The 12,709-nt window shown below is 71.8% G+C and carries 2 protein-coding genes; one reads left to right on the top strand and one right to left on the bottom strand.

Going from position 1 to position 12,709, the window contains the following annotated elements; all coding sequences use genetic code 11:
• The first annotated feature begins 218 nt into the window (after positions 1–218).
• Positions 219–1,718, top strand: a complete 1,500-nt coding sequence (locus IF11_RS0134925; protein ID WP_030355834.1) for an MFS transporter — start codon at positions 219–221, stop codon at positions 1,716–1,718.
• A gap of 280 nt (positions 1,719–1,998) precedes the next feature.
• Here IF11_RS0134925 and IF11_RS0134920 read toward each other — a convergent pair.
• On the bottom strand, positions 1,999–12,709 hold a 10,711-nt coding region (locus IF11_RS0134920), incomplete at its 5' end, for a non-ribosomal peptide synthetase (protein WP_030355833.1).

Below are 12,709 nucleotides of genomic sequence, written 5' to 3'. Positions count from 1 at the left end.
CTTCGGTCGGCTTTCGGTCGGACTTCGATCGGACTTCGATCGGACTTCGATCGGGCGAAGGGAGACGCGGTCGCGCGGCCGGGCGCGTTTCGGGCAGTGCGAAAACTCCTTGCCCGGCTGCGCACGGTTCCAGGAGTGTGGGCCGGCGGCGCGGTTCCGCGCCCGTGGTGTCCCCCGTTCCGGGTCGGCAGGACAACTGGACCAGAAGGCAGGACTGTATGACGGCGACGACCACCGAAGCCGGCAAGGCGCCCACGGGTCATCCACAGCGCTGGCTCATCCTCGGCGTCATCTGTCTCGCCCAGCTCACCGTGCTGCTCGACAACACCGTGCTGAATGTCGCGATCCCCTCCCTCACCAGGGAGCTGGACGCGTCCACGACGGACGTGCAGTGGATGATCAACGCGTACTCGCTGGTCCAGTCGGGCCTGCTGCTCACCGCGGGCAGCGCCGCGGACCGCTACGGCCGCAAGAAGATGCTGATCGCGGGCCTGGCACTGTTCGGCATCGGCTCGCTGGTCGCCGGACTCGCCGATTCCACCGCGCAGTTGATCGCTGCGCGTGCCGGGATGGGGGTCGGTGGCGCGCTGCTGATCACGACCACGCTCGCCGTCGTCGTGCAGATCTTCGACGAGACGGAACGGGTCAGGGCCATCGCCCTCTGGGCGACCGTCAATTCGCTCGGATTCGCCGTGGGCCCGCTGGTCGGCGGTGTCATGCTGGACCACTTCTGGTGGGGCGCGATCTTCCTCATCAATATCCCCGTCGCGGTGATGGGCCTGGCCGCGGTCATCGCTCTCGTACCGGAATCGAAGACCAAGGAGGGCGACCGGCCCGATCTGCTCGGGGCGCTGCTCTCCACCATCGGGATGACAGGCGTCGTGTACGCGATCATCTCCGGCCCCGAACACGGCTGGGCGTCCGGGCATGTGGCCACCTCCGCGAGCATCGGGCTGGTCGTCCTGGCCTGGTTCGTGTTCTGGGAGCTCCGGATCCCGTACCCCATGCTGGACATGCGCTTCTTCCGCAACCAGCGCTTCGTCGGGGCGGTCGCGGGCGCGGTGCTCATCGCCTTCGGGATGGGCGGCTCGCTGTTCCTGCTCACCCAGCATCTCCAATTCGTGCTGGGATACGGTCCGTTGGAGGCGGGTCTGCGTACGGCGCCGCTGGCACTGACCGTGGTAGCGCTCAATGTCGCGGGCGTGGGCGCCCGGCTGCTGCCCAAGCTCGGCACTCCGGTCACCATCGCCACCGGGATGAGCATGCTCGCCGCAGGTCTCGCCGCGATCGCGCTGCTCGGCGGACACGCGTACTCCGGGATGCTGCTCGGTCTGGTCGTCATGGGAGCCGGTATCGCGCTCGCCTCGCCGGCCATGGCCAACGCGATCATGAGCGCGATCCCGCCGGAGAAGGCGGGTGTGGGCGCGGGCGTCAATGGCACGCTCGGCGAGTTCGGCAACGGGCTTGGTGTGGCAACCCTGGGGGCGGTGCTCAACTCCCGCTTCGCTGCCCTCGTTCCGGGAGCGGTGGGCGCGGCGTCGCTGCCGACGGCGCTCGCCGCCGCGCATGACGCGGAGGAGAAGCGGCGTGTCGCGGAGGGCTTCGCTTCGGGCCTGGAGACCAGTCAGCTGGTGGGCGCGGTCGCGGTACTGGCGGGCGGACTGCTCGCCGCGCTGCTGCTGCGCCGCGCGGAACGGTCCGACGCGGCGGGTGCCTGAGCCGCCGCGGGTGCCTGAGCCGCCCGCGGGTGCCTGAACCGCTGCCGCGGGTGCCTGAACGGCGGTCGCAGGTGCCTGAACGGCCGTCGCGCCTGCCCTTCCGCCTGTACCCGTACCCATACCCGTACCTACGTAGTCGAGGGTGCGGACCGCCGCAGGACCGGCACGGCTCGCGGACCAACCTGACCGGCGCCGGGTCCTGCCCCAAGTACGCACCGACCACCCCTCTTCGGCGGTTCGCCGCTGCCAGCCGCTCCCCCCGTCTCGGCGTCTCCACGCATCAGCCCTCCGCGCTTCGGTCCGCGATCTCCCCGAGCGCCCGCGCGTAGGCGGTCGCCAGCCCGTCCACCGTCTCGCGCGCGTACATGGCCGACGAGTACGACCAGGTGACGGTCAGCCGGCCGTCCTGCACCACCGCGCCCACGTCGATCAAGTGCGGGCGCTGCTCGTCCAGGCTGAAGTCCCGTCCGGCGAGGTTCAGTTCGGAGCGGATCAGCCCGTCGTCGGCGCCCCGGCGACCGCCCGTACCCGTACCCGTACCCGTACCCGTACCCACGACATCGAACCGGCCGAGGTAGTTGAAGCTGATGCGTGGCTCCCGCGCGACTTCGGAGGCGAGCGCCCGACCGGGTGTGTCCGGGGCGCTGAGCGCGCGCAGCGCGCCGTAGCCGACGCCGTGGTCCGGAACCGCCCGCAGCTGCCGCTTGACCGATCTGATCGTCTCGTCCCAGTCAGCGTCCGCCGTGGCCTCCAGCGCCACCGGATGAATCGCGGTGAACCAGCCGACCGTCCCGGAGAGATCGATGTCCTCGAACAGATCCTCGCGTCCGTGGCTCTCCAGGTTGACGACGGTACGGTCCCGGCCTGTCCAGGCGGCGAGCACGCGCGCGAGCGCCGCGAGGAGCACGTCATTGATCTGTGTGCGGTAGCGGCCAGGGGCGAGATTCAGCAGCGCGTGTGTCTGCTCGGTGCTCAACGTCCTCGCCACCGCGTCCAGTTCCGCGCCGGTGTTGGGCGCCCCGGGCCGGTCCACGGGGATGGGCACGGCGGCGGGGTCGGTGACCGATCGCCAGTGGTCGAGCTGCGCGTCGAACCCGCCGTCGGCGACCCGCTCGGCGAGGCGTTCCGCCCACTGCCGTACGGACGAGGTCCTCGGCCGCGGTAGGACGGGCTCCCCGGCCAGGGCCTGCGCGTAGGCCGCTTCGAGATCGTCCAGCAGTATGCGCCAGGAGACGCCGTCGACCACGAGATGATGCGCGACGACCGTGAGCCAGGGAGCCCGGCCGGGGCCGCGCGTCCCGAACAGCACGCGGAAGAGCGGCCCTGTCTCAAGCCGGAACCCCGCCTGTACGTCGCGGACCAGCGAGTCCCACCGCGCCTCGGGATCGGCCGCGCCGGCCAGCTCGTGGACGGTGAACACCGCTCCCTCGCCGATGTGTTCGGGTTCCAGGATGCGTCCCGACCAGCCCCCCGCGCTGTTCGGCGCGAAGACCGCGCGCAGCATGCCGTGCCGCGTGAGCAGCACCGCCACTGCCCGGCGCAAGGCCGATTCCCTTGCGTCGGGGGCGAGTTCGAACGACATCGTCATGTCGAAGTGGGCCGGGGCTGTGGTGTGCGTCGCGAAGAACCACTCCGCGACGGGGGTGGGCGGCAACGGCCCGGCCTCGGAATCCTCGCCGACCGGAGCGGGGGTGGCGGAGTCGCGGGCGGCGTCCATCTCCGCCGCCAGACCGGCCACCGTCTGTCCCACGAACACGTCCCGGGAGTACAGCTCAAGACCGGCGCGACGCGCCCGCGAGACCACCTGGATGCTCAGGATCGAATCGCCGCCCAGCTCGAAGAAGCTGTCGTGGACGCCGACTTGGTCGGTTCCGAGGACATCCGCCCAGATCCGGCACAGGGTGCGTTCGGTCTCCGTACGGGGCGGGGTGTGCGGGGCCCGGTCGGCGGCCGGGCCGGGCGCCGGCAGCGCGGCGCGGTCGATCTTGCCGCTGGCGTTGACCGGCAGCTCGGGCAGGGTGACGAAGGCGGTGGGCAGCATGTACTCCGGCAGCGAGGCGCCCGCGAAGGCGCGCAGCGCCTCCGGCGACGGGGCTTGCGGCGGGGTCTCCGGCACGGCGTCCGGCAGGGGCTGGGGTGCCGTTGCCCGCAGGGTCCCCGGCGCTGCGTCCGTTCGCCGCTCGGGGACCACGTACGCGCTCCCCGGCTCGGGCACCACGTACGCGACGATCCGTTTGACGCCCGGCCGGTCCTCGCGCACCGTTACCGCCGCCCGTGCGACCGACTCGTGCCGGGCGAGGACCGCCTCGATCTCTCCCAGCTCGATCCGCAGGCCCCGCACCTTCACCTGGTCGTCGGCGCGTCCGACGTACTCCAGTTGCCCGTCGGACCGCCAGCGCGCCAGGTCGCCCGTACGGTACAGCCGGCCGCCGCCGGAAGGGTCGGCCACGAACCGGGAGGCCGTCAGTCCCGGCCGTCCCAGATATCCCCGGGCCACCACGGCACCCGCCACATAGATCTCGCCGGGCACGCCCACCGGCACCGGCCGCAGCCGCCCGTCGAGTACGGACACAGCGGCCCCCGACACCGGCCCGCCGATCGGCGGGGTCCCGCCGGGCGCGAGCGCGCCGCTCATCGTCGCGACGACCGTGGTCTCGGTCGGACCGTAGGCGTTCACCATCGTTCTGCCGCCAACGGCCCAGCGCTCCACCAGGTCCGGGCCGCACGCCTCGCCGCCCGCGAGCAGCGTCCGCAGCTCCGGCGCGCGCCCCTGCGGGATGCTGCCGAGGACGGTCGGCGGCACCAGCGCATGGGTCACCCGGCCCTCCTCCAGTACGCTGGCCAGCTCTTCCCCGGCCAACGGCCCGTCGGACGACGGCAGTACGAGCGTGCCCCCGCCGCCGAACGCCAGCAGCAGTTCCAGTACGGAGGCGTCGAAACCCGGCGACGCGAGCTGGAGGACCCGGGCGGATCCGTCGGCCGCGCAGCCGTCGGCCAGCGACGCGGCCAGCGAGGTGAGTCCGGTGTGCGGCACGACGACGCCCTTCGGCCGCCCAGTAGATCCCGAGGTGTAGATCACGTACGCCGCGGCCGTCACAGGCACCGCGACCCGAGGGGGCAGGACGGGGAGCAGGGACAACTCCTCAGCCACCGCAGGGTCGTCCACGGCCACGAGCAAGGCCGCGCCGACACCCGCCGGCATTCCGCGTGCATGCTGACGATCCGTCAGAAGAACGCCGGCGCCGCAGTCTTCGAGAACGTACCGCAGCCGGTCCGTCGGCCACGCCGGATCCACCGGTACGTAGACGCCGCCGGCGCGTACGACCGCGAGGACCGCGACAACCCACTCCACCGACTTCGGCAGGAGCACCGCGACCGGCGATTCTCCGCGTACGCCGCGGGCGCGCAGGAGCCGGGCCAGCCGGTTCGCCCGCCGGTCCAGTTCCCGGTACGACAGCTCCTCACCGCCACAGGCCACGGCAGGGGCGTCGGGGTGCTCCGTCGCACGCCGGGCGAACCACTCCCCCAGCGGCTGTGGCTGTGGCGCCGCCACGCCCATGCCCCAGCGGGCCGCGCGCAGCGACTCGTACGCCGAGAGGGGTGCGATGTCGCCCAGCACGCGGTCCGGGACGGCGGCCAACTCCTCCACCATCCGGGCGAGATGGGCGGCCAGCCGGTCGGCGGTGGTGGCGTCGAACAGCCCCGGGTCGTACGCCAGCGTCATGCTCAGCCCGTCGTTCTCGGCCGCGCCCGCGCTCGCCGCCGCGCCCGCGATCAGGGTGAGCGGGTAGTTCGTGGCCTCGATGGCGTCCACATCGCGCAGCGCGATGCCGTGCCTGGCCGCCGCGTCACCGTCCACCGGATAGTTCTCGAACACCACCAGACTCTCGAAAAGGCCCGCACCCGGCGGGAGTTCGTTCTCGACATCGCGCAGCGCCACGTACTCATGCTGTCTGGCCTCGGAGGCCCGCTCCTGGATGTCGCGCAGCCACGCGACGAGCGGGCGGTCCGGGTCGACGTCGACACGTACCGGCAGGGTATTGATGAACAGCCCGAGGATCTCCTCGGCACCCGGCAGCTCGGCCGGGCGTCCGGAGACCGTGGCCCCGAACACCACGTCCCGCACCCCGCCGTGGTGCGCGAGGAGCAGCGACCAGGCGCCCTGGACAAGGGCGTTGAGGGTGATCCGATGACGCCGGGCGAACCCGGCGGCGCGGCTCGCCGCCGCCGGAGTGAGGGGCACCTCGACGCGCGCGGTGGACCGGCCGCGGTGCGCCCACGCGGCGGGACGGTCGTACGGCAGCGCCACCGGCTCGGTGAATCCGGCCAGCCGTTCGCGCCAGTACGCGCGCCCCTCGGCGTGGTCGCGGTCGGCCAGCCACGCCAGATAGTCGCGGAACGGGCCGCGCGGCGTCGCCGGGACGGTCCCCTCCGGCGCGTTGTGGAGTGACGCGTACTCGGCGATCACGTCGGAGAGCAGCGCGGCGCTGCTCCACCCGTCGAGCAGCAGATGGTGGAACGTCCAGACCACCTGCGTTTTCCCGCCGGGAAGCCGGGCCAGCAGGACCCTCGTCAGCGGGGTCGTCCCCAGGTCCAGGCCGCGCTCCCATTCGTCCGCCAGCGCCTCGGCGACCTTGGCCGCGCGCTCGTCCTCCGGGCAGCCGGTCCAGTCCACCACCCGTACGGGCAGCCGGACATGGCGGTGCACGACCTGTACGGGCCGCTCGACCTCCTGCCAGGCCACGGAGATCCGCAGCGCGTCCGACTGGTCCACGACCCGCTGCCAGGCGCGGGCCAGCGCGTCGGGGTCCGTCACGCCGTCGAGCACGCAGGCGAACTGCTCCAGATACGCGGCGGCGTCGGGTTCGGCGAGGGTGTGGAACAGCATTCCGGCCTGGAGCGGTGTCAGCGGATAGACATCCTCCACGTCACGGCCGTCCCCGGCGAGCCGGTCCACCTCGTCCTGAGTGAGGTCGACCAGAGGGAAGTCGGCGGGGGTGCATCCGCCGGCGCCGGGCTCCGCGCAGTGCGCGACGAACCCGGCAAGTTCGTCGGCGAAGGCGTCGGCGAGGCGCCGTACCGTCTCCTCGTGGTGCAGCCCCGGCGAGTACGTCCAGGCGAAGGTCAGCCGTCCGTCCTGGATTCCGCCGACGATGTCCAGGAGATGACTGCGGCGCTCGCGTCCGCTGCGGTCTCCGCCCGCGTCGGGGAGTTCGGCGCGGTAGAGGCCGTTGTCGCCTCCCCGGCCGCCGTCCCCCTGTCCGCCGTATTCCTGGCCCACGACATCGAACTGGCCGTGGTAGTTGAAGGAGATCCGTGGGTCGGGCAGCGCGCGGAGCGCGTCCGCCGCTGTGGCGGGGGCGCCTGGAGCAGCAGATGCGCCGAGAGTGCGTAGCGCCCCGTAGCCGATTCCCCGGTCGGGCACGGCGCGGAGCTGCTCCTTGACAGAGGTGATGCTCCCCCTCCACTCCTCACCGGGCGGCAGGGCGAGCGCCACCGGATAGAGCGAGGTGAACCACCCGACGGTACGGGTCAGATCGATGTCGTCGAAGAGTTCCTCGCGGCCGTGGCCCTCCAGATCGATGGCGACGCGATCGCGCCCGGTCCAGCCGCGCAGTGTGCGCGCGAGGGCCGCGAGGAGCACCTCGTTCGTACGGGTGCGGTACGCGGCGGGCACGCGGTGCAGAAGTGCGTCGGTCTGCTCGGCGCTCAGCGCGCACATGACCACGGCCTCGTCGGCGACACTATCGGCGGCTGAGTGGGCGACTGAGTGGGCGACCGCGTCGGTGCCCCCGTGCGTGTCCACCGGCAGCTCGGTCATGGCGCCGTCCAGCACCGATTCCCAGTAGCCGGTCTGCGCGTCGAAGCCACCGGACGCGACATGCGCGGCGAGGCGGTCCGCCCACTGCCGTACGGAGGTGGTCTTCCGGCCGAGGTCGATCCGGCGGCCGGCGAGTGCCTGCCCGTACGCGGTCTCGATGTCGGCCAGCAGGACGCGCCAGGAGACGCCGTCGACCACCAGATGGTGCGCGGTGAACTGCACCCGCGCGCGGCGCCCGTCGCCCAGCCGGCCGAGGGCCACCCGTAGCAACGGCCCGTCGTCGAGCCGGATCCGGGCCGCGATGCCTGCCGCCAGCTCCTGCCACGCGGCGTCCGGATCGGGCGCGCCGGACAGGTCGTACTCCGTGAACACCTCGTCGATGTCGATGCCGCTGACGGGGAGGATCCGGCCGGTGACGGTTTCGGTATCGGGATCGAGATCGGGATCGGGTTCGCTGTCAGTACGTGTGAAGGTGGTGCGCAGCGCGTCGTGCTGGGCGAGCACCGCGCTTACGGCGGAGCGCAGGGCCGCCGTATCGGCCCCCACCGTCAGCTCGAAGGCCATCGACATGGCGAAGTGCCCCGGGTCCACCGGATGGGTGGCGAAGAACCACTCGCGGATCGGAGTGGTTCCGACCTCGCCATGCAACTCGCCCTGCTCCGACCGCACTTCGGGGCCGACAGGACGGCCGGCCGTGGCCACGGCGGCGAGGGCGGCGACGGTCTGCCGGGCGAACACATCGCGTGAGGAGATCTCCACTCCCGCGCGGCGCGCCTTGGCGACGAGCTGGATACTCAGGATCGAATCGCCGCCGAGATCAAAGAAGTTGTCGTGCGTGCCGACCCGTCCGGCACCCAGCACCTCGGCCCAGATCCCGGCGAGCACCTCTTCCACACCTGGGCGGGGAGCGACATATCCGGCCCCGCCGTCGGCGGCCGGGTCCGGGGCCGGCAGCGCGGCGCGGTCGACCTTCCCGTTGGCGTTCAGCGGAATACGGTCGAGCACGACGAACGCCGACGGCACCATGTAGTCCGGCAGCGCGGCGGCGGCGTGCTCCCGGAGCGCGGCCGGGTCCACGCGGCCGGGAACCGCCGTCCCTGTGCCTGTCCCCGTACCGGGCGCGGACGCGGGCACGGGCACGGTCTTGGGCGCGGGCACGGTCTTGGGCGCGGGCACGGTCTTGGGCGCGGGCACCACGTAGGCGACGAGTCGTGATCCACCGGAGGGGACGTCGACCGTCACCTGCCCGACCGACTCGTGCAGCGCCAACACGCTCTCGATCTCGCGGGGTTCGACCCGGAAGCCGCGTACCTTCAGCTGGTCGTCGCGGCGCCCGACGTACTCCAGTTCGCCGTCCGCGCGACGGCGCACCACATCCCCGGTGCGGTAGAGGCGCTCGCCGGAGCCGAACGGGTCGGCGACGAAGCTCGCCGCCGTCAGCCCGGGACGGTTCAGATAGCCCCGCGCGAGGGCGTGCCCGGCAACGTACAGCTCACCGGCCACGCCGACAGGGACCGGGCGCAGCCAGGCGTCCAGCACATAGGTCCTGGTGTTGGCGATGGGGGCGCCGATGGGCGGCGTCCCGGCGGCGCCCGCGCGGAGTTCGGTGCTCATCGTGGCGCATACGGTGGTCTCGGTCGGCCCGTACGCGTTGATCATCGTCCGGCCCGGGGCGCAGCGGTCGACCGTTTCGGCAGGGCATGCCTCCCCCGCGACCACCAGCACAGGCGGCAGATCGGTCGCGTCCAGTGCCGCGACGAGGGCGGGCGGCAGTGTGGCGTGGGTGACGCCCGCCGTGGCGACGAGGGGCCCGAGCCTGGCACCCCAGTCGGAGGTCTGCCCGTCCGATCCGGCGTCCGGCCTCGGGTCCGACCTGTTGATCGGTTCGGCGTCCCGGTCGGCGTCCGGCTCGTCCACCACGAGCGTCGCGCCGGTGAGCAGCGCCATGGACAGTTCCCACCAAGAGGCGTCGAACCCGGGCGACGCGAACTGGAGGACCCGCGCACCGGGCCCGGCTCCCAGCCGCTCCGCCTGGGTCGCGGCCAGACTCGCCAGCCCGGAGTGGGTCACCAACACGCCCTTCGGACGCCCGGTGGAGCCGGAGGTATAGATCACATAGGCCCCGGCGGAGAGCGGCATCCCGGCTCCGGCTTCAGCGGCGGGCACGGAGGGCTCCGGCACGTCGATCGCGAGGACCGAAAGCCCGGCGGGGAGAGGCAGTTGGGTCGCCCTCGCCTTACGGGTGATCAGAAGCTCGGCGCCCGAGTCCGTGAGGATGTACGCGATCCTGTCCGCCGGATAGGACGGGTCCACCGGAACGAACACCGCCCCCGCCCTGAGTACCGCGAGCACGGCGACCACCTGGTCGACGGAGCGGGGCAGTACGAGGGCGACGCGCGACTCCGGACCGATCCCGGCGTCGCGCAGGCGGCCGGCCAACCGGGCAACGCGAGCGTCCAGTTCGCGATAGGTGAGCGCGGAACCGTCCGCGCGCAGCACGGCGGGGGCGCCGGGCGTCGTCGCCACCCACTTCCCGAACAGAGCCGGGGCGGAGAGCGCCGGCACCTCGACCGCCGTACGGTTGTGCCCGCGCGTCAGGGCTTCGCGCTCCATGGCGGCGAGCGTGTCGATGCCGTACAGCGGCGCGGCCGGAGCCGCGAGCACCGCCTCCGCCAGGTTCAGCCAGTGCCGGGCGAGCCGCTCGATGGACGCGGGGTCGAACAGGTCGGTGCTGTACTCGATACCCGCCGCCATGCTCCCGTCGTGGTCCTGGAAACCGAAGGTGAGGTCGAACTGCGCCGTCTCGCGGGGCACCGGCACCGGAGCCACCTGAAGGCCGAGCAGGTCCAACGGCTCGTCGGGCGTGTTCTGAAGGCTCACCATCGCCTGGACCAGAGGGGTGCGACTGGTGTCGCGGCCGGGAGCGAGAGCGTCCACCAGGGCGCTGAACGGTACGTCCTGATGCGCAAAGGCCTGAAGGACCGTCTCGCGCGCCTCGGCGAGCAGATCGGTGAAGGAACGTGACTCGTCGACGCGCGTGCGCAGCACGAGAGTGTTGACGAAGAAGCCGACCAGATTCTCCAGTTCGGCCCGCTCCCGTCCGGCGACCGCCGTACCCAGTGCGATGTCCTGCTGCCCGGTCCACCGTGAGAGGAGAAGCTGAGTGACGGCCGTCAACGTCATGAACAGACTTGTCCCCTGCGGCTGCCTCTGTCCTTGCCCCTGCCCCTGCCCCGCCTCCCGCAGACGGCGGGCAAGCGCGTCGGGGACATCGAAGGAGTGCAGCGCGCCGACCGGTGTACGGACAGCGGGACGCGGCCGGTCGACGGGCAGATCAAGCGTTTCGAGTCCGGCCAGCTGCTCACGCCAGTAAGGGAGTTGGCCGGTCAGCGGGCCCTCTGCGTCGGCACGCTGCCAGGCGGCGAAGTCGGGGTACTGCACAGGGAGTTCGGGGAGGGCGGGATCCACACCTCGTATCGCGGCGGCGTAGAGGGCGCTCAGCTCGCGCGTGATCACACCCATCGACCAGCCGTCGGTGACGATGTGATGCATCGACAGGACAAGGACGTGCGTGGTGCGTTCGTTGGGGCCGGCGTCCCCGGCCTCCGGCTGCGGCTGCGGCTGCGGCTGCGGGGCCGGTTGGGGCACGGGCCTCGACGGGGCCCCCGGCGTCCGCATCCGTAGCAGCAGAACCCGTAGCAGCGGACCGGTGCGCAGATCGAAGGGTCTCGCGGCCTCCGCACGCAGTACGTCGTCCAGCTCGGCCGAGTCGCTCACCTCGGCCGTACGGAACGCCACGTCCGCCATCGCATCAGCCGCATCACAGACCCGCTGCACCCCGCGTCCCTCGACGGAGTCAAAGGTGGTGCGCAGCGCCTCGTGCCGCGCCACCAGCGCCGACACCGCCGAGCGCAGTGCGTCGATGTCGAGAACGCCGGTCAGCCGGAGCGCGTCCACGACGTTGTACTCGACGCTGTTCTTGGCGAACTCGTCGAGGAACCAAAGCCGTTCCTGGGCAAAGGAGAGCGGCAGTTCACCGTCCCGGGGAACGGGGACGACCGTACCTCCGAGGGCGGTCGCGGACAACAAGGCATCTTCGTCGACGACGGACGCCAGACCGGCCACGGTGGGGCGGTCGAAAAGGGCGCGCGGCGACAGCGCCACCCCGCAGGCATCCCGTATGCGGGAGACCACCTGAAGGCTGGAAATGGAGTCCCCACCGCGGGAGAAGAAGTTGTCGTGGACACCGATCCGTTCGATGCCAAGGACATCGGTCCACACGGCGGCGACAGCGCGTTCGGTCTCGGTACGCGGGGCCACGTACTCCTCGGCGATCTCCAGGTCGGGGGCGGGCAGGGCACGACGGTCGACCTTCCCGTTGGCGGTCAGGGGCAACGCGTCCAGGACGACGAAGGCCGACGGCACCATGTACTCGGGCAGGAGCCCGGCCGCGTACTCACGTACGTCGGCGATGTCCAGGTCTCCGGACGGTACGAGGTAGGCGACCAGCCGCTTCGCCCCCGGACGGTCCTCGCGGGCCAGCACGTTCGCCTGGCCGACCCCGGGGCAGCGTGACAGTACGGACTCGATCTCACCGAGCTCGATACGGAAGCCCCGCACCTTCACCTGACCGTCATTCCGGCCCAGGAAGTCCAGCCGACCGTCCGACTGCCACCGCACCACATCACCGGTCCGATACAACCGCCCACCGGAACCGAAGGGGTCCGCCACAAACCGCTCGGCCGTCAGCCCGGCCCGGCCGTCGTAACCACGCGCCAGACCAGCGCCACCGAGATACAACTCGCCGGGAACCCCGATACCGGCCGGCTGCAACGCGTCATCGAGAACGTAAGCGGACGTATTGTCCATCGGACCGCCGAGCGGAACCGCCGCACCCTCGGCATCGAGACCGCCGACCGGCCCGCATACGGCGAAGGTCGTGGACTCCGTAGGACCGTAGACATGCACCAACTCGGTCTCCGGGCACGCCTCCAGCACTCGTGCCATCGCCACACCGGACGCCGCCTCACCACCCGTCCAGACTTCGCCGAGGCCCGCAAAGCACGCCGGATCCTCCTCCGCCAGCACGTCGAACAGCGCCTTCGTCAGAAACAGCCCAGACACCCCACGCGCCACCGCTGCACGCACCACCGACGCACTCAAGTCAGCC

Origin of the sequence: Streptomyces scopuliridis RB72 (genome assembly GCF_000718095.1) — a bacterium.
In the GTDB taxonomy this organism is placed as follows: Bacteria; Actinomycetota; Actinomycetes; order Streptomycetales; family Streptomycetaceae; genus Streptomyces; species Streptomyces scopuliridis.
The sequence above is the reverse complement of the archived record's forward strand: the minus strand, read 5'-3'. Positions and strand labels throughout refer to the sequence as shown.